The sequence below is a fragment of the Cruoricaptor ignavus genome, from assembly GCF_900141665.1.
Lineage (GTDB): Bacteria > Bacteroidota > Bacteroidia > Flavobacteriales > Weeksellaceae > Cruoricaptor > Cruoricaptor ignavus.
Genome location: NZ_FQYI01000002.1, coordinates 243,160 through 269,236 on the forward strand (window position 1 = coordinate 243,160; position 26,077 = coordinate 269,236).

Below are 26,077 nucleotides of genomic sequence, written 5' to 3' on the forward strand. Positions count from 1 at the left end.
CAAACTTTTGCCTTTTTACTTGGCTCTCGGCTCTTTAGTTCAGCTTCTCCTCCGCCTGCTCTTTCGCCTGATACTCCTGCACAAGGTCGATTGCATTGCTGATGACATCGCTCAGCGCTACGATAAATGTACCATCCTCCGCCATGCTCATCGCGTGTTTCAGCGCCTCAATCTCTTTGGGAATGATTTCATAAGTAATATCCCTGCCGGTGGAGTGCATACCGTCCAGCAGCAGCCCGTTGATATTCTCCTCCGTTCTACCCCGCAGGTGTTTCTCGTTTCGGATGATGATATGGTCGAACATTCTGCCGGCGATTCTCCCGCATTCGCGAATGTCCTCATCGCGGCGGTCTCCCACCCCGGAGATGATGCCGATTTTCTTGGTTGCCTGTACATTTTCCAGGAAATCCTCTATCGCGCGGTAGCCGGATGGGTTGTGGGCAAAATCTATCATCACCTGGAAATTTTTAAACTTAAAAATGTTTAGCCTGCCAGGCGTCTGGTGCGCACTCGGGATGAAGGTGCGCAGCGAGTTGGCAATATCCTCAATGGCGAAGCCGTGCAGGTACGCCGCCAGGCTTGCTGCCAGCGCATTGGCAATCATAAACTTTGCCTTGCCTTCCATCGTTACCGGCACCTGGCTTGCCTTGGTGATGCGGATTTTCCACTCCCCCTTTTTTATGGTAATGTAGCCCTCCTCGTACACACAGCATACACGCCCTAGCCGCGCAAACCTCTGGATGTGGGGGTTGTTCTCATCCAGGCTGAAGAGAGCAACCTTGCAGTCCAGATCGCCGAGGAGCTTCATTGAATACTCATCCTCCGCGTTCAGCACCGCCCAGCCGTCCTTCCTTACACTATCTATCACCACTCTTTTTACCCTGGTTAAATCCTTCAGGGTATGAATGTCGCTCAGCCCGAGATGGTCTTCGGTTATATTCGTAAGCACCCCAATGTCGCATTGGCCGAAGCCCAGGCCACTGCGGAGGATCCCGCCGCGCGCGGTCTCCAGCACGGCGAACTCCACGGTAGGGTCTTTCAAAATGAATTCTGCGGAAGCAGGGCCGGTGGTGTCGCCTTTTGTGAGCATCGTGTTCTGTATGTAGATGCCATCCGAGGTCGTGAAGCCCACGCGATACCCGTTGTTCTTTACAATGTGCGCAATGAGCCTCGTGGTAGTGGTTTTACCATTGGTACCGGTAACTGCAATGATTGGGATGCGGAATTCTTTATCCTGCGGGTACAGCATATCCAGCACGGGCGCGGCTACATTCCTCGGCAGGCCTTCGCTTGGGGAAAGGTGCATGCGGAAGCCCGGCGCGGCATTTACCTCCAGAATTGCGCCGCCGCTTTCTTTCAGCGGTTGCGTAAGGTTGTCTGCCATTACATCTATGCCGCATATATCCAGCCCGATGATGCGCGAGATGCGCTCCGCCATCGCGATATTCTCGGGATGCACCATCTCCGTTACATCTATGGAGGTGCCTCCTGTGGATAGGTTTGCGGTGGATTTCAGGTATACAATTTCGCCCTTCAGCGGCACGGTTTCCATCGTGTAGTTTAGTTTGTCCAGCAGCGCTTCGGTATCTGCATCCACGGAGATTTCCGTAAGTACATTCTCGTGCCCGTAGCCGCGCCTCGGGTCAGCATTTTCGGTTTCAATGAGCTGCCGGATGCTGCATTCCCCGTCGCCCACCACATGTGCCGGTACGCGGCGTGCTGCGGCTACAAGCTTATGGCTGATGACCAGCAGGCGGAAATCAAAACCTTTGATGTATTTTTCTACTATTACTTTTTGTGAAATTTTTTGCGCTTCCTCAAAACCGTTCAGCACAGTCACCCAGTCTTCAGCATTGATGGTCTGCCCCCTGCCGTGGTTTCCGTTCAGCGGCTTTATCACCAGCGGGAAGCCAAGCCTCTCCACCGCTGCCCTCAGTTCATCTTCGGAGGATACCAGGACCCCCTCTGGCACGGGGATGGCGGCATCCGAGAGTATTTTTTTTGTGGTGTTCTTATTTCCGGCAATATCTACGGCGATGTGGCTGGTACCGCCGGTAACCGTAGCCTGGAAGCGCTGCTGATTGACCCCATAGCCCAGTTGCACTAGAGAATTGCTGCCAAGCCGAAGCCACGGGATTTTGCGTGCCTCCGCTTCTTTCACGATGCTGCTGGTGGAAGGCCCGAGCATGTTTTTCTCCCGGATCTCCTTCAGCTGAAAGATGCAGGCATCGATATCATACTCATCTCCGTCGATGAGCGCCTGGGCTATTTCTACCGCCTGCTCCGCGGCAAAGACACCGGCAGTCTCCTCAAGATAGGCAAACACGACATTGTAAACCCCGGGAGTCTTGGTTTCGCGCGTGCGCCCAAAGCCTACTTCCATACCGGCAAGCGTCTGCAGTTCCAGCGCTATGTGCTCTATCACATGCCCCATCCAGGTGCCGTGATCTATGCGGTAGAATAGCCCGCCCGGCTCGCCCTCGGAGCAGCGATGAGTGTACAGCGTAGGCATCAGCGCCTCTATGCGCTCCCGGAATCCAGGAATTTTATTGGTGGGCATCTGCTCCACCTCCTCCAGGTCTAGGCGCATCTGTATCAGTTTATGCCGGCGGATGCTCCAGATATTTGGGCCGCGCAGCACCTGTATTTTTTCTATTTTCATTTTAAATTTGCGTTAAAAAAAAGCGGAAAGTATCCAGGATGCATAATTAATTATTTTCCGGGAATATGCAATGCTTGTGAACAAACATTAGCATCGGCTTTTAGTTATTTATTTTTAATCAAAATTTCTTTCTTTAACATACTGAATCCTAAAAGCTGTTTTGAAAAGAAATGACTATAGATTTCTTACTTTTGCAGCTTATGGATGCGAAAGGTAAACTGATAATCATCGGCGGCGCGGTAAACAAAGGCAGCTTCACTGAGATAAGCTACGATGCCGATGTGGAAAGAAATCTTAATTTCTTTGAGCGCGGGATTATGCGCAAAATTATTACCGAAACCAAATATGGAGAGGATTCGGTAATAGAAATTGTACCCACCGCATCGCAAATCCCGCAGATCGTAGGGCCGGAGTATAAAAATGCGTTTGAATATCTGGGGGCAAAAAATGTAAACATCCTGGAAATAACTTCCCGGGAACAGGCAAATTCCGACGCTGTAGCCGCTAGAATCAACGCTGCTGATGCCGTGATGTTCACCGGCGGGGACCAGCTCCGCCTCACCTCCATCCTTGGCGGTACGCGCTTCCACGATGCGCTGCTCACCAAATACCGCAACGAGCAGTTCCTCTATGCAGGCACTTCTGCAGGGGCTGCGGCGGCATCGGAGGTGATGATTTATCAGGGAAGCAGCTCGGAGGCACTGCTGAAAGGTGAAATAAAAACAACCCAGGGGCTCGGCTTTATCGACGATGTGATTGTGGATACACACTTCGTACAGCGCGGCAGGATAGGCAGGCTTTTCCAAGCGGTAGTGACCAACCCGCGCACTTTGGGCATTGGGCTTGGGGAAGATACCGGGCTCTTCATCCACGAAGGTAAAATGACGGCGGTGGGCTCCGGGCTGGTGATTATCGTAGACGGTTCCGGTATAAAGGATACAAATTTAACGATGATTGAGCTGGGGCAGCCGATCTCCATAGACCATATGATTGTGCATGTGATGAGTATGAACGATGTGTTCGATCTCCGGAGCAAGAATCTTAAAATTGAAAATTCACAATATAGCCTGAATTCCATTTAAAAAAATGAAAATAGCCATCCACGGGGGCTTCTTCTCGGAAAGCGACCAAAGCATCGAGACGAAAAAAGCCAAGCAGGAATCTTTGAAAAGAATCATCACTGAAGCTTATAATTTTCTGCAAAACCATTCTGCAGCGGAAACTGTAGCATTTGCTGTTTCACTTTTGGAAGATGACGAACTCTTTAACGCAGGCACAGGCTCTCAGATTCAAAGCGACGGCATCATAAGGATGAGCGCTTCAATAATGGATGGTACTTCGCAGAAAATGAGTGGCGTCATTAATATCGAAAATGTAAAAAATCCCATTTTTGTTGCAGAAAAATTAATGCAGGAAGACGACAGGATTTTGGGCGGTGAAGGCGCCAATATTTTCGCCGAGAAAAACGGTTTTGAAAATTACTCGCCGGAAATTCCGCAGCGCCGCGCGGAATTTGAGCAAAAACTGAAAAACGGCGGGAAGGGCACTGTGGGATGCGTGGCTCTCGATAAGCACGGAAACCTTGCCGCTGCTACATCCACCGGCGGAAAGGGTTTCGAAATTCCCGGGCGGATCTCTGATTCCGCAACGGTTGCGGGGAACTTCGCCAATAAGTTTTGCGCAGTCAGCTGCACGGGTGTTGGTGAAGACATCGTGAGCAACGCCACTGCTGCAAAGATTGTAACGAGAGTTTCGGACGGATTTTCTTTGCGGGAAGCCTTCGCCAAAACTTTTGACGAACTGAAGGAGATCGGTGGATTTGCAGGCGCTATAGGTGTGGACAGAAACGGGCAGCTTTTTCATCTGGATTCTCACCCTACGATGGTTTTCGCAACATACGACGGGGAAAATTTGGAAATTTTCAATTAGCGAATTCTCAGAAAATTAGCTATTTTTGCTAAAATCTTTAAACAGAAAAAAATGTCTTACGGTCTTCTAGAAGGAAAGAAGGGAATTATATTCGGTGCGCTGAACAATCAGTCCATCGCGTGGAAAGTTGCGGAGCGCTGCCACGAAGAGGGGGCGGAATTCATCCTCTCCAATGCGCCCATAGGCCTCAGAATGGGCGAGCTGAACGAGCTTGCGGAGAAAACCGGCTCGGAAATCATCGGCGCAGATGCTACCTCTGTGGAGGATCTTGAAAAACTTTTTGATGCCGCCGAAGAGAAATACGGCAAGCTGGATTTCATTCTTCATTCCATCGGGATGTCCGTAAATGTGCGGAAGGGCCGGCACTATACGGACATGAATTACGACTGGACTGCGAAGGGCTGGGATATTTCTGCCGGGAGCTTCCACAAAATCCTACAGACCGTATGGAAAAAAGATCTTATGAATGAGTGGGCATCCATTCTTGCGCTGAGCTATATCGCTGCGCAGCGCAACTTCCCGGATTATAACGATATGGCGGACAACAAGGCCTATCTGGAGAGCATCGCGAGATCCTTCGGCGTGTATTTTGGTGAAAGAAAAGTGCGTGTGAATACCATCTCTCAGTCGCCTACGCCTACGACGGCCGGGACGGGTGTGAAAGGATTCGGCGGTTTTATCAGCTTTGCGGAGGATATGTCGCCGCTCGGCAATGCCACTGCGGATGAGTGCGCAGATTTCTGCGTTGCGATGTTCAGTGATCTTACAAGGAAAATCACTATGCAAAACCTCTATCACGACGGAGGTTTCAGCGCAATGGGTGTCTCGCAAAAAGTTATCGACCGATACACGGGGGAAAATTAATTTTGGCGTGAATATTGAAATTCATTGGGGAAAAATTTTAGATCCGATGAATATTTTTAAGAAGTTAATTTTTTCAGCTCCGATATTGATAGCAGGTACCGCGGCTGCTCAACATTCTCTCACTGTAAATATTTCCAACCTGAAAGCAGGCAAAGGCAAGGTGGAAATTGGTATTTATAATAAGGCGGAAGGATTCCTGAAGCCGGATAAAGTCTATATCGGGGAAAAGGTAAAAGTAGGGAGCGCCTCCACGCTTTCCTATACATTCCGCGACCTGCCGGCGGGAAACTATGCAGTTGCCGTTTACCAGGACGAAAACAGCAATGGCAAGGCGGATACAAATATGATAGGAATCCCGAAAGAGGGCTTCGGTTTTTCGAATAATGTGAAACCTAAATTGAGCCCGCCAACATTCACTCAAACAAAATTTACGCTTATCCAAGATAAGAGCATTAATATTACTCTGCTAAATTATTGACATTCAGAAAATTAAAAAAAATTAAAGCAGGTTAATTTCTGCTCCATTATTTTTAATTAATTTAAATTAGCATTTTTCATGGAAATGCCGTAAATTTGTAGAGGAAAATTTTTAAACAATATATTATGTCATTAGTTGGAAGACAGTTTCCCAATGTAACTGTGGACGCAATGTCCGAAATGGGTGATGATCTGAGAATCAACATTTTTGAAGAGGCTACGAAGAACAAGCAAAAGGTGCTTCTGTTCTGGTATCCGAAGGATTTTACTTTCGTTTGCCCTACTGAGCTTCACGCTTTCCAGGAAGCCTTGGGCGAATTTGAGAAGAGAAATACCAAGGTAATCGGCGCATCCTGCGATACGAACGAAGTGCACTTTGCGTGGCTAAACACGCCTAAAGACAACGGCGGAATTGAGGGCGTAACCTACCCTATCCTTGCTGATACGCACCGCCAACTTGCCGGAATCCTGGGCATTCTAGATCAGGATTTTGAGTATGATGATGACGGCAACGAAATTTTTACCGGTGGAAATGTAGCCTACAGAGCAACTTACCTTGTGGATGAGGATGGAAAAATTTTCCACGAATCTGTAAACGATATGCCGCTTGGAAGAAATGTTCAGGAATATCTACGCCTCGTCGACGCTTACACTCATGTACAAAAGCACGGCGAAGTTTGCCCGGCAAACTGGGAAGAAGGCAAGGATGCAATGAGCGCTAACAGAAATTCAACGGCGGAATACCTTTCAAAACACTAAGATTATGTTTACCGAATTAAGCGAAGATAATCTGCAAGAGCTTGTAAATCAGCACGAAAAGGTGATGGTTCAGTACGGCGCTTCGTGGTGCGGCAACTGCAGAATTATGAAACCGAAGTTCAAAAAACTGGCGAGCGAAAACGAAGGCGTGGCTTTCTACTATGTGGATGCCGAGAAAATGCCGGAAAGCCGCAAGCTTGCAACCGTGGATAACCTGCCTACTTTTGCTGCCTTTACGAACGGGCAGCTTGTGGATCAGGTTCAGACGAACCAGCAGGCAAGCTTAAATGAACTTTTTGAAAAAATAAAGTAAGATGAAGCTACCGCAAATACGACAGTTTTACCAAAATCATTCTGCGGAAGATTTGGAAAAAACGCTGGAAGTTTTGGAATCTTTTTGCGAATTTCGCGGAACGAGCGACGAAGATTTGACAGTAGTTGGCGAGATGATTACCAACATCTGTGGTGCGCTGGAAGTGCACGGCAGCGTTGCCAACGGCGTTGCCGAAAAGGATGCGCTGAACGGCTTTGCCCAAAAAGTGATGGGAAGCATCGATAAGCAGTAATCTGATAATTGAAAATGAAAAGTCCGCAAAAAATTGCGGACTTTTTTTATTCTGTTTCCATTTCTTCTTTTACCGTTTCGCCAAAAAATACTTCAGGATTCAGAATTTCCTCAATTACCGCAGCAATCAGCCTCATCGCTTCTGAATTTGAAACGGAAAGGCACAGTGGCTGCATTCCGCGCTTTATCTGCGCAAAACTCCAGATACCTGCCTGCACATCTTTCCCTGCGAATTCTGGCGATTGTTCAGCGAAATAGAGGTAAATAGAAAGCTGAATTGCCTGCCGGTGTTTGTATTTTTGGAGAGAATTATCTTTTACATTTATTGTCAATTCGGATGCAGGCGCAGTTTTATAGTCAATGATTCTCAATTGCCCGTCCAGCCGGTCGATGCGATCGATGAAACCTTTAAATTTCACATCTGTACCACCGGGCAGTACATACGGAAGATTACTGAAAGCCTTTTCTACATCTAAGATTTCCAGCGAGTGACCATTTTCAACCAGCGATTTATCATAATGCAGTATCGACAGAACTACCTCCCGCGCGATCTGCATATGAATGTAGTTGATGCCTGTTTCATAATATTCCTGCTGATGCTTCAGCCTTTTCATAGCATGGTCCAATGCTTCTGGAACTGCTGCTAGGGCGGCTTCAAAATCTGCAGCACTCAGCACTTTGTTCAACATTACTTTGTAAAGAAACTCGAGCGAATAATGTACGAGATTACCGTAATTTTTTTGTGAAACTTCTTCCTCGATTTCCTCCGGCTCCTTCGCGCCAAGAATTTGTTCCAAATAAAACTGGACAGGGTCGTAGAGGTATTGGCTGATGTGTGATGACGAGATTCTCTCTTTCCAAAGATCAAGCTGCGCGAGAACTGCCGGGGTTTTATGAATTGAAATAACTTCATCCGCAGACGGCTCTGTAGGGTTGTCGATCACAATATGCTCAATTTTATGTGGGCTTTCCAGCTCTAGTTGAGTTATAAATCGGCTTTTCTCGCCTGTATTCAAACCGGAAGAAAGCCCGTTGTAAAGCAGGAAAACGCGCTCAGAATCCTGCAACAATCTGTAAAAATGATAAGCATAGATGCTGTCGTTTTCCAGGAAAGTGTGCAAATTGAAGCTCTTCCGGACATCAAACGGTAGATAGGTATTCTGCGTATTCCCTAGAGGGAGCTTGCCTTCGTTCACCGAAAGCAGGATGATATTCTTGAAGTTCAAAAGTCGCGTCTCCAGCAGCCCCATTATCTGAAGGCCATCCAGCGGCTCCCCCTCAAAGTCGATAGTTTCCGTGTTAATTATCTGATTTACAACAACTTCTAATGTGCTGATATCCAGAGAAATACCAAAAACTTTCAGCTGATTGCCTATGGTGCGGAAAGCTTTCTCGAAGTGCGAAATATTTTCATAAATCACATCATCTGCAACACTTTCTTTTGCCACAGTACAGAAGTTCAGAAGCTCTTCCAGATAATTTGCGACACTCTCCGGAGGGAGGAATAATTGGTAATATGACAGCCCGGAAAGCATCCCCGACATTTTTGATGGCGAGAGATAGACTATGTTTTTTTCCTTGATTTCTGCCTGAAACTTTGAGATAATCTGCTGATCTTCAATAGATTTAGGCATAATTTCAAGCACCGAAAGCACATCGGAATAATAATAATTCCCTTTCCCTTTTGCCAGCTGCTTCTGGATGTAGAATAATTTTTTAATCCCTATGCTGAATGCTAGATTTTTCACCGGGAACCCCATCGTTATGTTTACTGCTGGCTGTGCGCTCAGGGCGTCCAGGCACGCAGGCAGAAGGTTTTCGTCCAGCAGTACCACCGCAGTCTGAGAATGCTCATCCGCTGGAATTTCTTTGAAAATATCCGGAAGGATTTTCGTTTGCGGAACACTTCCGGAAACTTCAAAAGTTTTAATGCTTTTTTCCCTCCGGAAATCATCCTCAGCCCACCTGAAGGGGCGGTGGGTATTAAACTCGCTCCACCCGCGGTACTCCCGCAGAAAGGCACCCGCCTCCTGCCGCTCATCATCCAGATAGTAGCGGTCGCCCTGGAAGAAACATTTTCCGCGGTCTCGCTGCAGCACTCCCCTGATCAGTTTTTCCTCAAATGGCGTAAGCGCATTAAAACCGCAGAATATAAATTTTTTTTCAGAATTTTCAAGAAATTCCGGAATGTTTTCTTTTGCCGCCACACTCTGCATACCCGCCGTGGCGAGACTATCGAGGAGAAGCCGTTTTTTTAGTTCTGGGAGAAACAAAGACATCCGTTTCCAGAAATCCAGATTGCGCCGCCGCGGGGAGTTTTCATCGCCCAGATTCTCTCCCCAGTTTTTTATGCGTTCCTCATCCAGCATCCGCGCGAGAACCGCCTCATCATTACCGTAAAATTTCATCATATCGTCCCAATCCTTCTGCAGCGTGGGAAACCATTTGATAAAATCCCCGAATTCTTCATCAGAAAAAAGGGAGCTGTACACACGGTAAGCGTAAAGCCAAAGCGGCGCCCCGCTGATTTCCTGCAATCCGGACATCTGCAGCACCAGTTCAGAAATGGTGTAAAAATCTGGAAGAATACCGGAATATTCCTTCTCTGCCAGGATTTTTTTTATGAAAATCACCGGTCTTTTCCCTGGCAGGACGATGCTGAGGCTAGATAGATCAGTAGCTTCAGCGAGAAGTGTATCTATAATTTTATTCAGAAATTTCATTTGAGATAAGGGGCTGTCGGGCTAAAAAAGCCGGAAATATTAAGATTTAAAATTGTCTTTCGAGAGGTAAACTACTTTTTTCGTTTCAAAAAAATCTTCCTCAAAAAAGCTTTTCAAGCTGTAGATCTCGCAGCGGAGACCGGCAAGCTCCTCCGCCAGATCGCCACCCTTCAGGTACAGCACGCCGTTTTGCTTCGCATTAAAGTGTTCCTTTTCAAACTTCCCCCGAAGCCACCGTAGAAACTCCGGCATCTGGGTGACCGCTCGGCTCACTACGAAATGAAATTTTCCCTGCAACTTTTCTGCACGGCCGTGTATTGCCGTTACATTCTGAAGACCAATAGCTTCCGCTACAGCATTTACTACTGAAATTTTTTTTCCGATAGAATCAATGAGCGTAAAGTGTGATTCAGGAAATAAAATCGCGAGGGGAATGCCCGGGAAACCGCCGCCCGTACCCACATCCAGCACACGGGTGCCCGGCGCAAACTGCAGCACTTTTGCGATACCGAGCGAGTGCAGAATGTGTTTTTCGTAAAGCGAATCGGTGTCCTTCCGCGAGATTACATTAATTTTTTCATTCCATTCAAGGTAAAGAGGCTGTAGCTGCTCGTATTGCAGCTTCTGCTGCGGAGTAAGTTCGGGGAAGTATTTTTCAATTAGCGCAGCGGACATTTCTATTTTTTTATAAATTTAAAATTCTGCCCGTTTACATTTAAAAAGTAAAGTCCAGGAGAAAGTTCCGTAACGCTAATCGGCTGATCAGTAGATACTTTGCCGCTTTTTAAAACCTTCCCTTCTGTATTTAAAATCTGATAAAATTCCCAACCGGAAATTCCGCTCACAGATATTTTAGAAACTGCAGGATTTGGGTAAATTTTCAGTTGAGGGATCCGTGTCGCATCTGCCTGTAGCTGCGCATCCTTCTTCACTACAGAATTTTTTTCAAGTATTTGATAATCATAATTAAATGTAACTGACTGTATAGGAAAATCAATGTCGCGGATGAAGGTTTCATCGTTCATTTTATTGTCCAACACCAAATCTACCAGCTCACCATTTGCTCCGGCAACGCGCACGGGCAGCGGCATTTCGAAGAAAGAAACCGACGGATGGCTCTGTGCCTGCTTCACATTCAAGAAAAATTTACTCTGCACCTGATTCCAGCTAATGTTGTACATCGGGTAGCCTTCGCCGTAGATCCAGTCATTGAAAAACTCGGTAAAATCCTGCCCGGTAGATTTTTTCAGGGAAGCTGCAAGATCGGAGGTTTTCGCGTAGCTGTAAGCAAGATCGGGATCCTCCAGATAATTTTTTATTGCTCTGTAAAATTCATCCTCACCCAACACCCACTTCAGCATCCTTACTACAAAGCCGCCTTTTGCATAGCTCAGCCGCCCGCTGAATATCGCGCCCTCATTGTTAAGATTCTCATCTGCAACATACACGCTGCCCCCCGGGTACGCCGTAATGTAGCTGATCCGGTTCTTCAGGTAAGCCTTAAAATCAGCAGGCGACATTAGGAGCTTTTCATTCACCAGGTGTTCGCCAAAGGTTGCGAAGCCCTCGTTCAGCCAGATGTCATTCCAGCTGGCACAAGTAATTTTGTCGCCAAACCACTGGTGGGCAAGCTCGTGGGCTATGGTGGTCAGCTCCCAGCTGCTCATGGAGGACATCGTCTGGTGCTCCATACAGGTGCCCCGCTCGCTGAACTGCATATGGCCGTATTTTTCCTTTCGGAAGGGGTACAGCCCGAAGTGATTTTCAAATAAGACCATAGCAGGTTTCGTCCAGGCTATGGAAGCAAGTACGCTGGAGTTCTGCGCCGTATGCGGATAGAGGTAATTTACAAATGGAAATGCCGGCTGGAGCCCGATGCTGTCATAAAATTTCTCATAATTGCTGATGCCGAGGGCTATGAGGTAAGCCGCAGTAGGATATTCCGTGCGCCAGAATGTCAGTTTTTTCCCATCAGGCAGGATATTTTCCGAAACCAGCCTGCCGTTGGAGGCTACGCTGTATTTTGCATCGGTGATTATTTTTATATCAAACCTGTCTATCTTGTCATTCATACTTTGCTTGGTGGGGAACCATTCCCTCGCTCCGTACGGCTCCGAAAGGGTGTAAAGCACGGGGGCTCCGGCGGGCGTTCTGGTAGTTACAAAAGCGCGGCTGCGGCTATCCGGCGCGCCGGAATATTCCACCGAAAGAGAGTCCTGCACCCCAGCTTTCAGAGTTTGCGGAAGGGTGATTTTGAGTTCCTTGCTGCTTAGCTGGGCAAACTCCAAGGCCTGCCCGTGATAGCTCACCCGGGAAACCTTGAGCTTATCAGCAAGGTCGAAATAAAGCGAAGTCGTTTCCTGATTTGGCACAAAATGCATGGTAACCTTCCCTGCCACCTTTTGAATTTCAGGATCTAGCTCGAGCTCCAGCCGCTGGTAGGTCAGGTCGTAGTTTTCGGTATTAGGGTTAATGTTATTCAGCGCTGAGCGCACCTGATAAGAGTTTTGAGACAGTAGAAATGCAGAGTGCAATAGGGCGAGAAGCGCAAATGATTTATTTTTCATCATCTTTAAAATATTCATCCAAAAATAAAAAACCTTTCCGGAAAATCCGAAAAGGCTTTGAAATTTATGACGATAGTTTTTATAATTCTGTGGCTGGCTCCAGCAGCTGCTGCATCCTGATTTTCAGTTGGTCCACCGATCCTGAATAATTATTTATCAGCATAGAAAATACTAAAGTCTCGTTCTGGTATGTCTGAATGTAGCCTGCCAGTGCTTTTACCCTGTTCAGCGTGCCGGTTTTGGCGAAAATCCTTCCATTGTTGTAGTCCTTAAACCAGCTTTTTAAAGTACCTGTCTGCCCGCCAATGGGTAGTGAGGCGTAGAAATCTTGGTAATATGGCTTCTCCATAATTTCGGTGAGGAATTTCACCTGCGCCATCGGCGTTACATAATTGCTGCGGGAAAGCCCGCTGCCGTCAGCATAATTGAAGCCGTTTTTATCAAAATTTACTTCCTGCAGGTGCTTGTCCACTGCCGCTCTGCCGCTTTCCGAGGTATGGTCACCATATTTCTGGAAGCCCACCATCCGCATCAGGGCCTCGGCGAGGGCATTGTCGCTACGCTGATTGGTGTCGTATACGATATCTGCAAGAAGCGGCGACCGGTATGCCGTGATAATTTTCCGAGGCTCCGGCGATGCGTCAATTATTTTAACGCTTACCGCCCCAGAGACAGGGATGCCGCTCTTCACAAGGGAGGCCTTCAGCGAATTGCCAAGGTAAGCAGGCGGCTGCGCTATATTGGTAGAAAGGCTACCCCCCGAATATTCATCCGTAAATGCCATCTTGCCGGTGTACGGCGAAACATAAAAATAGCGCTGCTTACTTTGCCCCAGAGCCTTTGTAGCTACCAAGCGCTCGCTTTGTGGATTTACATCTTTCGTGCTTCCGGCAGGAAGGTAATATTTCGGCAGCTCTCTCCACACGATGTTTTCCGGGAGTGTGGAAAGTTTGCTGTCCTTATATACCGCCGTTTGCAAAATGATATCGCCATTCACCCGCCGTATGCCGCGTTCCTGGATGGCATATTTAAAATCCGTAGCCACGGAGCCATATGTGGATGCCCCCGCCTTGCCGGTGCCCAGCGAAGGATCCCCGCTGCCCACGATGTAGAGATTTCCGTTCAGGACTCCTTGCTCGTCTATCTCCCCGGAATACTCCAGCTGGGTGGTCCAGGAAAATTTTGGCCCCAGGAGCGCCATTGCCGCATCCGTGGTAAGGAGTTTAGTAGTAGATGCAGGGATGAAGGCAGCATTTTCATTGAAGGAAGATATTATTTTTTTAGTCTTCGGATTATAAACCACATAGCCCCAGTCTGCATTGCGAAGTACGGGATCGGTCATCATCCTGTCGATCACCTGGTCCAGCCTTTGCTTTGCGGAAAAATCAGAAGATATTTTCTCAGAAGTTGTGACTGACTGGTTCGCGTACATTTGCGGGTAAAAAACCGCGGTAGGCGCAGAGGTTTGCGCAATGGCAAAATTGCAGAATGCCACCGCCGCGCCGAGTAATTTATTTTTAAAATTCATTTTATTTAAAGTAACCGCATCTGCGACTTTTTACGAAGCAAAATTATAAACAAATGTTTAAAACATCTTTCAAGGATATGGTAAGATTTTTTAAAAATGCGTTAAATTTTGTTAATAATCCACAGTAAGTGAAAGCTTTATACTCTGATAGGCAGTAACTTCCCGAAATTCTGCCAAAGCCCGCCGCAGCATTTTTCTGTACATATGAAACCTTCTCCCGCGCGGCAGCTTCAGCAAGATTTGATTATGGTAAAGCGTATTGATTTTTGGAATCGGTGCCTTCTCCGGGCCGAGAACGCTTTCATCTGGCAGATAATTCCTTAGCACTGAGCCAAGAAATTTAGCAGCACGGTCATTTTTTTCTTCCTTTCTGTGTTTCAGTTCTATCATTATCATTTTCGTAAAAGGAGGATAATGATAATTCTTCCGTTCGGTCAGGAAATAATTATAAATCTCTGAATAATTATTCTCCATAATCAGCCGGAAAACCGAATGCTGGGGGTTGTAGGTCTGTATCAAAACCTCCCCCTTTCCGGACTTTCTACCTGCCCTGCCCGCCGCCTGAGTTATGAGCTGGTAGGCGCGCTCCTCCGCCCGGAAGTTCTGCACATACAGCAGGTGATCTGCCCTGGGAATGCCCACCAGGTCGATATTGGCGAAATCCAGTCCCTTGGTTATCATCTGTGTGCCTACGATAATATCCGCCTCGCCCGTACTGATTTTCTCGTAAAGTTTTTCGTAGGCAAATTTCTTTCGCATACTGTCCACATCCATTCGCTCCACGCTTGCTTCGGGAAATATTTTTATGAGTTTCTCCTGAATCTGCTCCACGCCTACTCCACGCGCCAAAAGCTGTTCAGAAAGGCATTTCGGGCACTGCACCGGCTTCGCCGCCCGCTGTCCGCAGTAGTGGCATTTCATTTCGTTCGCCTCTTTGTGGTACGCCATCACCACATCGCAATTGCTGCAATACGCCACATAGCCGCATTGCGCACACTCCACCACAGTGGCGAAGCCGCGGCGGTTGTGCAGTACGATGCTTTGCTTCTTCTCGGAAATTTTCTCCGCTAATGCGCCCAGCAATTTTTCTGAAAAATCCCCCCTTACGGCCTTGGTATCCAGCGCTTGTTTAAAATCAATAAGCTGAACCTTCGGCTCCGCAGTACCTCCAAATCTTTGTCCGAGAAAAATATATTCCAGCTTTCCCATCTGCGCTGCATAGTAGCTTTCCACAGAAGGTGTAGCACTTCCGAGAATTGCCCTAGCGCGATACAAATCTGCCAATACAAGCGCGGCATCCCGCGCGTGAAAGTTTGGAGAAACATCCCTGGGCCGGTAGCTTGCGTCGTGTTCTTCATCTACAATAATAAGCCCTAAATTTTGAAAAGGAAGAAATAATGATTGCCTAGTTCCGATTAACAATTTCACATCATTATGCCTTATTTTTTTCCAAATTTCAATTTTCTCAAAATCGGAGAGTTTCGAGTGATAGTACGCTAGGGCGCTCCCGAATTTCTTCTCTAGGCGAGACGATATTTGCTTGGTAAGACTGATTTCCGGAACCAGGAGTAATGCTGTTTTGCCGCTATGGATGCAATCTTCAATTTTTTTTAGGTATAAATGTGTTTTCCCTGAAGAAGTCACCCCGTGAAGCAATACATTTTTACCCAAAGAAAATGATTCATCAATTTTCATCAAAACTTCCTGCTGGGCGGCACTCAGCATTTCCGCTGCCTCCAGCTCGCCGGTATATGAATTTATTCTGTCTTGCACCAGGTAAAACTCCTCAGCCAAGCCTTTGTCTATCAAGCCCTTAAGATGGGCATTGCCAAAATTTCCTTCTGCAAAAATTTCTGATTTCCTTGCTGGCGCGTTGGTAGCAGTCTGGAATTCAAGGATTTTTAAAAATAAATCCTGCTGCCTGGGCGAACGCTTCAGGCTGAGCAGGATCTCGGGGATTTGGGATTTTATTTCGTGTAAATTTTTAATACCGATATAAGCCACTTCCTTCGGCTGGTAACGCTCAGCGATTTTCTCATCCACCTCGATATATTCCAGGTCAATAAGGGAATTGATGGTTTTAATGATTTCTTTCTTCGGGATAAAAGCCTCAATATCAGAAAGATTCACCATTTGCCTTACTTCCAGTGCCTGGAGGAGATAGATTTCATTGCTATCTAGAAGTGCATAATCAATTTCAGCACCCGGCTTCAGTTTCAGGTAAGTTTCGCTTTCCAGCTTTAGAGAGGCAGGAAATGCAAACCGATAGATTTCCCCCAGATTGCTCAGGTAATAATCTGCCAGCCACTCCCAAAATTTAAGTTGCTCCGGCGGCAGGATCGGTGCGGAATCCAGAACGCTGATGATTTCCTTCGGTTTGAAATTTTCGGGAGGATTTCCGTGCACGCTGAAAACCACCCCCGTGTACACCTTTCTGCCTCGAAATGGCACCAGCACGCGCATTCCCGGCAAAACCGCAGCCTTTAGCGCAGATGGAATTTCGTAGGTAAATGTGCCCTCGAGATTCAGCGGCAGGATGATTTCAGCAAAATTCAATTTTTATCAGATTCCAGATGGTCAGGAATTCTTTTTCCGGTCGCTTACCAGCAGCGAGAGAGCTGCGATCCCGGCAATACCGAGGGCTATCCTTTTGCGGTAGTCTCCTGCGCCGCGGCGTTTCAGCTCCTTGCGGATCAGGCTCAGCTCTCGCCCCGTCTGCCCTGCTACGGAAGTGTTTTCCATGGCGCGGCGCACCAGATACGGTACCACTTCCTTTACGCTGCCATAAGGTAGATATTTTGCCGCATTGTAATTTTTAGCTCCGAGGAAATATGTGATATTATCGCTCATCCCGTAAAGCTGCCCGAAATGCATCCGCTCGTCATCATTGGCTAGGCCTGCCTCTGTCATTTTCCGCATAACCAGCTCCATAGAATACTCATTATGGGAGCCGAAGAAGGCCGATACCCTGTTTAAATTTTTCAGCACAAAATCAACTGCTGAGTTATAATTCGCATCCGTGGCAGCCTTATCCGGCTGTATCGGATCCGGATAACCCAGCGCGGCAGCCCTCGCGCGCTCCTTTTCCATGTAGGCGCCGCGGACAAATTTATAGCCGAGGAAATAATTTTTCTCCTTCGCTCTTTGCAGATCTTCCTCCAGATATTCCTGCCTCCCGGTGCGGTACATCTGCACGGTATTCCATACGATAGCTTTTTCACGGTTGTATTTCGCCATCATCTCATTGGTAAGGTCGTCGGCAGCATCCTGAAGCCAGGTTTCTTCCGCATCCACCATTATGCGCACATCGCGCTGCTGAGCCTCCGCGCAGGCTTTATCGAAGCGGTGCACTACGCGCTCCCACTCTGCTTTCTCTTCCGCGGAAAGTTTTTCAGGGCTGTGGGCAGTTTTATCAAAAATTTCTATCCTGCCGAAGCCGCTCGGCTTAAAAACCACAAAGGGTACCGCAGGATTCCCCTCCGCAAATTTTATATTTTGGATAATTTCTGCAAGGGTTTCATCAAAATCCTCCTCCTTTTCTATGCCTTCTTTGGAATAATCGAAAATACTTCCGATATGGTTGCGGAAGAGTTCCTTCACCACCTCGCGGCTTTCCTCCCTATCTACACCGCCCACAAACTGGGCAAAAAGTGTATTTTTAACAATTTCTTCGGCAAAAGGCAGATTTTTTTCTACTGCAAAATTCAGAAATCGGGAACCTGCATAGGCGAGAAACGGCGACTTCAGCGAGCCAAATAGCAGCTGCGATTTCCTTAGTTCCGCGGTAGATTTATTTTTGAATGCAATCTCAGTATCAGTAAAAACGGACATAATTTTAAAAAATAATTCACAAATTTACGCAACTGGGCGGGATATTAAAAGGCTTTTTGGTTTAATTTTGCACAAAAAAGCGATGCTGCAGAAGCTGGACAAAGATTTCCGTGCCCTGAATGAATTTCTTTCAGAAAAAAATTTTACAAAACTTTTTTTCCTCACGGACGAAAACACGCACCAGCACTGCCTGCCGCTGCTTCTTGCCAGTCTGGAGACCGACACGCCGTACGAGATTATAGAAATTGAAAGCGGAGAGGGATCAAAAAACATAGGCACCGCCATACAGCTCTGGGAAATTCTTACGGAATTTCGGGCGGATAGGCACTCGCTACTCGTCAATCTCGGGGGCGGGGTGATTACGGATCTGGGAGGCTTCGCGGCATCGGTGTACAAGCGCGGCATCCCGTTTATCCACATACCTACCACCCTGCTTGCGATGTGCGATGCGGCACTGGGCGGCAAAACGGGCATCGATCATTGGTCGGTAAAAAACCTGGTTGGCACATTCGCACTCCCGAAAGCCGTTTTTTTATATCCTGAATTTCTTAAAACTCTGGAATTTCGCGAGCTGCGCAGCGGTTTTGCAGAAATGCTGAAGCACGGGTTGATCGCCGACCGATGCCACTGGCAGGAGCTCATTGAAATAGAAACCATAAATTCTGAAACGCTTTCGCCACTGATCAGGCGATCGATGGAGATAAAAAACTCTATCGCAGCGCAGGATTTTCAGGAAAAAAACATCCGGAAAATTCTGAACTTTGGGCACACCATCGGGCACGCGGTGGAGAGCGTTTTCCTGGCAGCCGGCACGCCGCTGGCGCACGGCGAGGCGGTGGCGGCAGGGATGATGGCAGAGGCAAAAATGGCGGAAAACTTAGGACTGATAAACACTCCGGAGATGGATGAAGTTTCTGAAAATATCCTTAAATTTTTCCCGGTTCCGGATCTGTCCCTTTGTGAAAACTCCGACCTCATCCGCCTGATGCAGAATGACAAAAAGAACAGGGACAGACGAATCAGTTTCTCCCTGATTGACGGCATAGGCAGCTGCAGATACGATGTAACGGCAGACGATGCTCAGGTAGAAAAAGCGCTGAATTTCCTCAGGGTGATTTAATTTTACTGGTTGGTATCACTGAGCATCGGCACGAATTTGTAGGCGCCAAACTCCTCCCGCACCAGCTCTTTCTCGGAGATTTTGCTGAATCTGCACAGGATCTGCTCCTCTGCTTTCCCGATGGGGATTACCATTTTCCCACCAATTTTCAGCTGTTTGATGAGTTCTGTGGGCAGGACTTCCGCACCGCAGGTCACGAGAATTTTGTCAAAAGGTGCAAATGTGGGAAGGCCTGCAAATCCATCTCCGAACGCCTGGAATTTTGGCCTTAAATTTATTTCTCTCAGCTTGAGGTGGGAGAAATCGAAGAGTGCCTTCTGCCTTTCTACCGTGAATACATTGGCATTCATAGCCACCAGCACAGCCGTCTGGTACCCGCTGCCTGTGCCGATTTCCAGCACCTTCTCCTGCGGGGACACCTCCAGCAGCTCCGTTTGCTCCGCCACTGTGGACGGGTGCGAAATTGTCTGATGAGCCGCGATGGGGAAAGCGCGGTCTTCATAGGCAAAATCCTCGAAAATGCTTTCCATAAAGAGATGGCGGGGCACTGCATTAATAGCGGAAAGTACGCCCTCATCGGTAATCCCCACCTTATCCCTCAGGTATTCTGTGAGGATCTTCCGCTTCCCTTTATGCACAAACGAATCTCGCATTTTACAAAATTATCGGATTTTTGCAAGAAAACCAAGCGGGGCATATTATTTGTTAAACAATGATTTAAAATATGGAAAAACTACCTGAAATGAGATTAGCTTTTACAAAGAATCTTTTAGTGCTGAGTGTAGTTGCTTTCCCAATGGTGGCACAGGCTCAGAAGGCAGACAGCAAGTCGAAATCACTGCTGGAATCCGTTGCCAGAAACTACGACAGCAGTAAAAATTCTTACTTCAGATTTGTTTATGGCAGCGGCGAGGGCAAAAAAGTGACGCGTAGCCAGGAGGGGACATTTATTTCGGCTCCAAATAAGTACCGGCTAAAAATTGCCGGCGTGGAGCAGATATATGACGGGAGCAAGATCTACAACATCAGCGCGGAGGATAAAGAAATAACGATAGCAAAGGCCGATGGGAAGGAGCAAACACTGAACCCTACCAAATACTTGAAATCTTATAAAAAGGATTACAATACCAAATATTTGGGCAGCCTGCCAGTAAACGGACAATATACGGAACTCATCCGCCTGACACCCGTAAAGAATAACGGGATAAGCTATGTGGATCTCTTCGTAAACCCCCGCACCAACCTGCTTATTAAAATTGAACAATTTTCTTCTGATAATCAGGTGCATACGCTGGCGGTGAAGGAGTATAAGGCGAATTTTACAGCGCCTGCCGGCACCTTTAGTTTTGACAAGAGTAAGTATAAAAATTATATCATTACTGAGCTTTAAATATTAAAAAAATATTACTACCCACTGCCGCAGCGTTTTGCGGCATTTTTTGATTATTTTTGCCTTTATGAAAATTCTGGACCGCTACATCATCAAGACCTTTTTCGGGCCGTTTCTTTTTATTTTCAGCGTCCTTTTTTTCATCTTCATCGTCAATATTATCTGGACGCAGATGGCTGCGCTTACAGGCAAGGGGCTCACGACCTGGGAGCTTGTCCGCCTATTCTATTACCTCAGCGCCAGCGTAGTATCCATGGTTTTGCCGCTTACCATCTTGCTGGCATCCATTATGGCATTCGGAGATTTCGGTGAGCGCTACGAACTTGCGGCAATGAAGGCGGCTGGGGTTTCACTCGCAAGGGTGATGGCACCGCTTTTTTTTGTATCAATAATGCTTGCGGGGTTGCTGTTTTATTTCCAAAATAATGTAACCCCGGATTTTCAGCGCAAGGCGAGGAATATGCTCTACAACATTGCAGCTACCAAACCGGCACTGAATTTTTCGCCGGGGCAGTTCATCGGCCAGATTCCCGGCTCTATGATCAGATTTGATAAAATCTCCGGGGAAAACGGAGAGAACATTGACGGGATTTTTCTTCACAAGAGCGCGCCAAGCTACGAGGATCAGCAGACCATCATTGCCAGGAACGGAAAGTTTGTGCCCGCAGAAAATCCTAACTTTCTAAAATTATTTCTCTTCAGCGGCTATGTTTACGAAGATCAGCAAAAAAATCTGAATTTCAGCCAGCGGACCCGCCAGCCCAACCAGGCAGTGAAATTTGATACGCTGATTTATTATTTTGATGTAAGCGCACTGCTGGACAAGGCTTTGGAAAAGGAACAAATCACCAATGATTACCGTTTCCAGACCTATCGCGAAATTTCCGGAACTGTGGCGGAAAAAAATAAAGAAAACCAGCAGGTTTTTAATTCCCTCAACAATAATCTGGCGTCCTACACCGGCATCTACACTGTGCCTGCCGACTCAGCCAATGAAGGAAAACTTGCAAAAGCTCAGTTTGATCTCCAAAAAATAACGGGGCAGCAAAGGCTGGACGCGCTCCTCTCCGCGTACCGGAAAATAGAAAACCTGAAAAAAGAGCATAAAGCCCAGAGCCAGCAGATTTATGATCTTACAAAAAGCCGCAACAGGATCATTATTTATCAGCAGAGGATCATTGCCTATTCCCTCACCTGTATTATTTTTTTCATCATCGGTTCCAGCCTTGGCAGCATCATCCGCAAGGGCGGAATGGGGCTTCCCGTAGTCATCGCCATCATTATCTTCATCATTTTTTATGTGATGAATTTAACGATTGAAAACCTCTCCTGGAAGGGCAGGATGGATCCGTATCTGGCGGCGTGGCTGCCGAACCTCGTGCTTTTCCCATTTGCCGTGTGGCTGATGCGGAATGCTCTTGCAGATTCCCCACTGTTCGATGCAGAAAAATACAAAGATGTTTTCAAGCCATTGGTGAGCAGATTCCGGAAGAAGCCCGAGCACGAAAGATATCAGTAAAATAAAAAATCCCGGCAGCCCCGGGATTGAAAATTGTTTTTGTCCTAAATCAGACTTTCATAATTTCTGCCTCCTTTACCTTATACTGATCGTCGGCAAGTTTCACATATTTATCCGTAAGCTCCTGAATTTCAGCCTCTACATCCTTTATTGTGTCTTCGGACACGCCATCCAGCTTTTTCAGTTCCTTCATACCTTCCTGGCGGGCGTTGCGTACCGTCACCTTCGTTTGCTCCGTTTCTGCTTTTGCCTGTTTAGCCAGCTCCCGCCTGCGTTCTTCCGTCAAAGGCGGCACATTCAGGATAATGGTATCGCCGTTGTTGCTCGGTGCAAATCCTAGATTCGAAATGATAATCGCCTTCTCGATCGCGTTGATCGCCGATCTGTCCCACGGCTGTATGGATAGCGTCATCGCATCCGGTACGGATACATTCGCAACCTGGTTCAGCGGGGTCGGCGCGCCGTAGTATTCCACCATCACATCCTGCACCATTGCGGAGGAAGCCCTGCCTGCGCGTATCTTCTGGAATGCGTGTTCCAAGTGCTTCATCGCTGCTTCCATCTCCTGCTTCACGCTGTCCGTTATAAGTTCTAAATCTTCCATTGCTATAATTGATAAATGATTACTGATAAATGATTTCGGCTAAAAAGACCAAAAGTACTGACAATTGATAAAAATCGATGATTCCCGATCAAAAATCACCTCATCCGTTAACCAAAGTTCCCACATCCTCGCCCTGCACCACACGGAGAAGATTGCCTTTTTTGTTCATATCGAAAACGATGATCGGCAGGTTATTTTCGTGGCTAAGCGTAAAGGCCGTCATATCCATTACTTTCAGATTCTTTTCAAAAACCTCGCTGAACTTCAGTAGCTGGTAGCGTATCGCGGAGGCATTCTTCTCCGGATCGCTGTCGTAGATGCCGTCCACACGCGTACCCTTCAGGATCACATCCGCACCTATCTCTATGGCGCGGAGCGTAGCCGCGGTATCAGTGGTAAAATAGGGATTCCCGGTGCCTGCGCCGAAGATCACCACCCTGCCCTTCTCCAGGTGGCGCACGGCCCTTCTTTTGATGAAGGGTTCTGCCACCTTATCCATCTCTATGGCGGACTGCAGCCTGGTTTTTACGCCTAAATCTTCCAGCGCACCCTGCAGCGCCATACTGTTTATTACCGTTGCCAGCATCCCCATATAGTCGCCCTGCACCCTGTCCATACCTCTGGCAGCAGCTGCAAGCCCGCGGAAAATATTCCCTCCGCCGATGACGATTGCCACCTCGCATCCCTCATCCACCACCGCCTTTATTTCCTGGGCATACTCGTTCAGCCTGGCATCATCGATGCCGTACTGCTGCTCGCCCATTAGGGCCTCACCACTAAGTTTCAGAAGGATCCGTTTGTATTTCATCGTTCCAGATTTTCGTGCAAATATAATGATTTAAGGTAAAAAATCTAAGCAATTCCGTGCTGCTGTTTAAGTTTAAAAAAATTAATTTTGTAGCCCTGGAATATTTAAAATGATCAGAAACGCGTTTCTGCTTTTTTCAGTCTTAATGCCTGCCCTGCTGCTTGCTCAGTCCGGCGAGCGCGTATTCCCCTTCCTTGGCATCGCGGTTTCTCCGAGGCAGGCTGCGCTGGGCGGGGACGCGGTCTCGGTGAGGGATTACGATGTGAATTTTGCAGCAGTAAATCCCTCGCTGATGAACCTGGAAATGCATGGCAGAGTCTCGATGAACTACGGCTCCTACCTCGCCGGTTCCAGCTATGGTACGGCAGCCTTCGTGCGAGATCTGGAGCAGGGCCACCTGATCTCTGCTCAGGTGCGCTATCTGGACTACGGCCGGATGGCGCGCACGGACGAATTTGGCAATACCCTGGGAGAATTTTCCGCCAGTGATGCCCTGGCTGGTATCGGCTACGCTTATCAGTTTGAGGAGGATTGGACGATTGGCGGAAGCGTAAATTTTATAACTTCAAAAATCGACAACTACACATCTATGGCGGTGGCGGGCACCGGCGCCATCACCTACAGCGTGAAGGAATGGCAATCCTCCATATCCCTTGTAGCGAGGAATTTTGGCTATCAGTTTAAAACTTATGACGGGAAGCGGGAGCGCCTCCCCCTGCGTGTGGATCTTGGGTATACGCAAATTCTCCCGGAGTTTCCTGCGGCAATCACCGTTACCGCGCACGATTTACAGAAATTCGATACCTCCTCGGAGTACGATGTAAACGGGAAAAAAGTAGGTTTCGGCAGAAAGCTGGCAGATCATTTCTCCATTGGAGCAGAACTCTTCCCGAAATCAGGCTTCAATATGCGCTTCGGATATAATCCTAAGCGCGGAAATGAACTTGCGGTGGAGGACCAGCGCTCATTTGCGGGCATCTCTGCGGGGTTCGGGGTGCGTATCGCCGGCTTCAGGTTCGACTATGCCCATGTCCGCTACCACAACGCTGCGAATATGAACTTTTTTGGTTTAATGCTGGATGTCTCCGGCAGCAGACATTATTAACAATGAAAAAGAAACCTGTCATCGCCATAGACGGCTACTCCTCCACCGGGAAAAGCTCCATTTCAAAAATTGTAGCCCAGCGGCTCGGGCTGCTCCACCTAGATACCGGCGCGCTCTACCGCGGCATTACGCTGTATGGATTGCAGCAGCACCTTGCTAATGGCGAGCTGGATATTTTGGCATTAACGGAAAATTTAGCTCAAATACATTTAAAACTTACAAAAATTGGGGATGGTCTGCATCTATACCTCAACGGGCGGGATGTAAGCAGAGAGATCCGGGAGCCGCGAATATCAGCTTGGGTAAGCCTTGTGGCCAAAGAACCCGCGATCCGCAGTTTCCTTTTGGGTCTTCAGCGCGAAATCGCTGAAGGTGGCGGCGTGATACTGGACGGCAGAGACATCGGAACCGTGGTGCTACCAGATGCAGACTACAAATTTTTTATGACGGCAAGCATCCCCGAGCGTACCAGGAGGCGCTATCTGGAGCTGCAGGCGGGCGGCGCCGATGTAACCCTAGAGGAAGTACAGCAAAATCTCCTCCTTCGTGATAAGCTGGACAGCGAGCGTAATACAGCGCCATTGATAAAAGCCCCGGATGCCATCGAAATAGATAATACCGGACTGACGCGCGAGGAGACGGCAGAGCTTATCATTTCACATTTGGTTTAAAAGAATTTTTAAAGTAAATTTAACACAATATCAATTAAAATGGCATCATCATTGCAATTGATTCATCAATAACAACCTAAAATTATAGAACAATGAGACATCAAAAAAACAACAAGGCGGGAGGATTTCTTGCGGGACTTCTTACAGGTGCTGCAGCAGGTGTAATTCTTGGAATTCTTTATGCTCCGGAAGAAGGTTCTGAAACAAGAAGAAAAATCGCCGACAAGGCTGAGGATCTTGCAGACCAAGCGGCTGATAAGTACAACGATTTTGCTGGAAATGTAAAAGATAGCTACGAAAACGCTAAAGATAAGGTGGAAGACGCCGCGGACGACCTGAAAGACAGAGCTGAGAACGCTTACGGAGAGGCTAAGGATAAAGCTGAGGGCCTTGCAGACAGAGCGAAAGACGCATACGGCAATGTAAAAGAGGATGTAAAAAATGCGGCTGAGGATGTGAAAGATAAAGCTGAAGACAAATTTGCAGACGCAAAACGCGAAGCACAGGAGGCTGGCAACGCACTTGCGGATGCTGCTAAGGATGCGAAAGATGATGTGAAAAACAACTTCTAAAATTTTTCTTCCAAATATTTTAAAGGAACTTAGTTCATAAGTTCCTTTTTTTTTAACTTTACAAAAATTTGAAACTATGCTGGATTTATTGAAGCAGTACGGTTCCAAAAGGCTTGAACTTTTGAAAATGGAAGGCATCGACAAAGGGTCTTCCGTGGCCGGCTGGGCACTCATTTTGGCTACGGCTGCGTTTTTCGGGTTGTTTTTTATCATTATCCTGAACATAGGCCTCGGCTTTGCGCTAGGCTATTGGGTAGGCAATTTTGCATATGGTTTTCTAATACTTGCCGGAATTTATCTGCTCATCATTCTTCTGCTATTCGCACTGAATAAAGCCATCCGAAATGCGGTTGCGAATAAAATCATTAAAGCTATAAATTAAA

General features: G+C 47.4%; 24 protein-coding genes. 14 read left to right on the top strand and 10 right to left on the bottom strand.

Annotation, left to right across the window (positions count from 1 at the left end; translation table 11 throughout):
* Nucleotides 1-34 precede the first annotated feature (34 nt).
* Nucleotides 35-2,662 (bottom strand): cyanophycin synthetase, encoded by a 2,628-nt coding sequence (gene cphA, locus BUB43_RS03540; protein ID WP_073178389.1) that lies wholly within the window; start codon nt 2,660-2,662, stop codon nt 35-37.
* A gap of 200 nt (nt 2,663-2,862) precedes the next feature.
* Here cphA and BUB43_RS03545 point away from each other — a divergent pair, with 200 nt between their 5' ends.
* From BUB43_RS03545 to BUB43_RS03575, 7 genes are all read left to right on the top strand, one after another.
* A complete protein-coding gene (locus BUB43_RS03545; RefSeq protein WP_073178391.1) occupies nt 2,863-3,744 on the top strand; it encodes a cyanophycinase in 882 nt (293 codons plus the stop codon).
* A 4-nt stretch (nt 3,745-3,748) separates the two neighbouring features.
* Nucleotides 3,749-4,591 carry an isoaspartyl peptidase/L-asparaginase gene (locus BUB43_RS03550; protein ID WP_073178393.1) on the top strand — a complete coding sequence of 281 codons (843 nt, stop codon included), beginning with the start codon at nt 3,749-3,751 and terminating at the stop codon, nt 4,589-4,591.
* A gap of 51 nt (nt 4,592-4,642) precedes the next feature.
* Nucleotides 4,643-5,455, top strand: coding sequence for an enoyl-ACP reductase FabI (locus BUB43_RS03555; protein ID WP_073178394.1), 813 nt, complete (start codon nt 4,643-4,645; stop codon nt 5,453-5,455).
* Between the two features lie 85 nt (nt 5,456-5,540).
* Nucleotides 5,541-5,933 carry a DUF2141 domain-containing protein gene (locus BUB43_RS03560; protein WP_073178609.1) on the top strand — a complete coding sequence of 131 codons (393 nt, stop codon included), beginning with the start codon at nt 5,541-5,543 and terminating at the stop codon, nt 5,931-5,933.
* 125 nt (nt 5,934-6,058) lie between these two features.
* The gene (locus BUB43_RS03565) at nt 6,059-6,691 is read left to right on the top strand and encodes a peroxiredoxin (RefSeq protein WP_073178396.1); all 633 of its coding nucleotides are present in this window, start codon (nt 6,059-6,061) and stop codon (nt 6,689-6,691) included.
* A 4-nt stretch (nt 6,692-6,695) separates the two neighbouring features.
* On the top strand, nt 6,696-7,004 hold the full coding sequence (locus BUB43_RS03570; protein WP_073178398.1) for a thioredoxin family protein: 309 nt from the start codon (nt 6,696-6,698) through the stop codon (nt 7,002-7,004).
* Nucleotide 7,005: 1 nt separating this feature from the next.
* Nucleotides 7,006-7,257 (top strand): DUF6952 family protein, encoded by a 252-nt coding sequence (locus tag BUB43_RS03575; protein WP_073178399.1) that lies wholly within the window; start codon nt 7,006-7,008, stop codon nt 7,255-7,257.
* A gap of 46 nt (nt 7,258-7,303) precedes the next feature.
* On the opposite strand, the gene BUB43_RS03580 is transcribed toward BUB43_RS03575, so the two are convergent.
* The 6 genes from BUB43_RS03580 to BUB43_RS03605 form a co-directional block, all read right to left on the bottom strand.
* On the bottom strand, nt 7,304-9,979 hold the full coding sequence (locus BUB43_RS03580) for a PD-(D/E)XK nuclease family protein (RefSeq protein WP_073178401.1): 2,676 nt from the start codon (nt 9,977-9,979) through the stop codon (nt 7,304-7,306).
* Between the two features lie 39 nt (nt 9,980-10,018).
* Nucleotides 10,019-10,654 (bottom strand): 16S rRNA (guanine(527)-N(7))-methyltransferase RsmG, encoded by a 636-nt coding sequence (gene rsmG, locus BUB43_RS03585; RefSeq protein WP_073178403.1) that lies wholly within the window; start codon nt 10,652-10,654, stop codon nt 10,019-10,021.
* 2 nt (nt 10,655-10,656) lie between these two features.
* Nucleotides 10,657-12,549, bottom strand: coding sequence for a M1 family metallopeptidase (locus tag BUB43_RS03590; protein ID WP_159430224.1), 1,893 nt, complete (start codon nt 12,547-12,549; stop codon nt 10,657-10,659).
* Nucleotides 12,550-12,625: 76 nt separating this feature from the next.
* On the bottom strand, nt 12,626-14,074 hold the full coding sequence (dacB, locus tag BUB43_RS03595; protein ID WP_073178405.1) for a D-alanyl-D-alanine carboxypeptidase/D-alanyl-D-alanine endopeptidase: 1,449 nt from the start codon (nt 14,072-14,074) through the stop codon (nt 12,626-12,628).
* A gap of 111 nt (nt 14,075-14,185) precedes the next feature.
* The gene (gene priA / locus BUB43_RS03600) at nt 14,186-16,630 is read right to left on the bottom strand and encodes a replication restart helicase PriA (RefSeq protein WP_073178406.1); all 2,445 of its coding nucleotides are present in this window, start codon (nt 16,628-16,630) and stop codon (nt 14,186-14,188) included.
* Between the two features lie 21 nt (nt 16,631-16,651).
* Nucleotides 16,652-17,905, bottom strand: coding sequence for a proline dehydrogenase family protein (locus BUB43_RS03605; protein ID WP_073178408.1), 1,254 nt, complete (start codon nt 17,903-17,905; stop codon nt 16,652-16,654).
* Nucleotides 17,906-17,987: 82 nt separating this feature from the next.
* On the opposite strand from BUB43_RS03605, the gene aroB reads away from it, so the two are divergent.
* On the top strand, nt 17,988-19,025 hold the full coding sequence (aroB, locus tag BUB43_RS03610; protein ID WP_073178613.1) for a 3-dehydroquinate synthase: 1,038 nt from the start codon (nt 17,988-17,990) through the stop codon (nt 19,023-19,025).
* A gap of 2 nt (nt 19,026-19,027) precedes the next feature.
* Here the strand turns inward: aroB and BUB43_RS03615 are convergent, their stop codons facing one another.
* A complete protein-coding gene (locus BUB43_RS03615; RefSeq protein WP_073178410.1) occupies nt 19,028-19,678 on the bottom strand; it encodes a protein-L-isoaspartate(D-aspartate) O-methyltransferase in 651 nt (216 codons plus the stop codon).
* An 89-nt stretch (nt 19,679-19,767) separates the two neighbouring features.
* Here BUB43_RS03615 and BUB43_RS03620 point away from each other — a divergent pair, with 89 nt between their 5' ends.
* Both BUB43_RS03620 and BUB43_RS03625 read left to right on the top strand, forming a co-directional pair.
* Entirely contained in the window at nt 19,768-20,415 is a 648-nt protein-coding gene (locus tag BUB43_RS03620; protein ID WP_073178615.1) for an outer membrane lipoprotein periplasmic chaperone LolA1, read from the top strand.
* 67 nt (nt 20,416-20,482) lie between these two features.
* Nucleotides 20,483-21,934 (top strand): LptF/LptG family permease, encoded by a 1,452-nt coding sequence (locus BUB43_RS03625; protein WP_073178412.1) that lies wholly within the window; start codon nt 20,483-20,485, stop codon nt 21,932-21,934.
* A 49-nt stretch (nt 21,935-21,983) separates the two neighbouring features.
* On the opposite strand, the gene frr is transcribed toward BUB43_RS03625, so the two are convergent.
* Complete coding sequence (gene frr, locus BUB43_RS03630; RefSeq protein ID WP_073178414.1) at nt 21,984-22,538, bottom strand: ribosome recycling factor; 555 nt, start codon at nt 22,536-22,538, stop codon at nt 21,984-21,986.
* A gap of 100 nt (nt 22,539-22,638) precedes the next feature.
* Nucleotides 22,639-23,346 (bottom strand): UMP kinase, encoded by a 708-nt coding sequence (gene pyrH / locus BUB43_RS03635; protein ID WP_073178415.1) that lies wholly within the window; start codon nt 23,344-23,346, stop codon nt 22,639-22,641.
* Between the two features lie 109 nt (nt 23,347-23,455).
* On the opposite strand from pyrH, the gene porQ reads away from it, so the two are divergent.
* The 4 genes from porQ to BUB43_RS03655 all read left to right on the top strand — a co-directional run bounded on the left by porQ (nt 23,456) and on the right by BUB43_RS03655 (nt 26,076).
* Entirely contained in the window at nt 23,456-24,451 is a 996-nt protein-coding gene (porQ, locus tag BUB43_RS03640; RefSeq protein ID WP_073178417.1) for a type IX secretion system protein PorQ, read from the top strand.
* A gap of 2 nt (nt 24,452-24,453) precedes the next feature.
* Nucleotides 24,454-25,122 (top strand): (d)CMP kinase, encoded by a 669-nt coding sequence (gene cmk / locus BUB43_RS03645; protein ID WP_073178419.1) that lies wholly within the window; start codon nt 24,454-24,456, stop codon nt 25,120-25,122.
* Between the two features lie 92 nt (nt 25,123-25,214).
* Entirely contained in the window at nt 25,215-25,694 is a 480-nt protein-coding gene (locus tag BUB43_RS03650) for a YtxH domain-containing protein (protein ID WP_073178420.1), read from the top strand.
* A gap of 76 nt (nt 25,695-25,770) precedes the next feature.
* A complete protein-coding gene (locus BUB43_RS03655; protein ID WP_073178422.1) occupies nt 25,771-26,076 on the top strand; it encodes a phage holin family protein in 306 nt (101 codons plus the stop codon).
* Nucleotide 26,077: the final 1 nt, after the last annotated feature.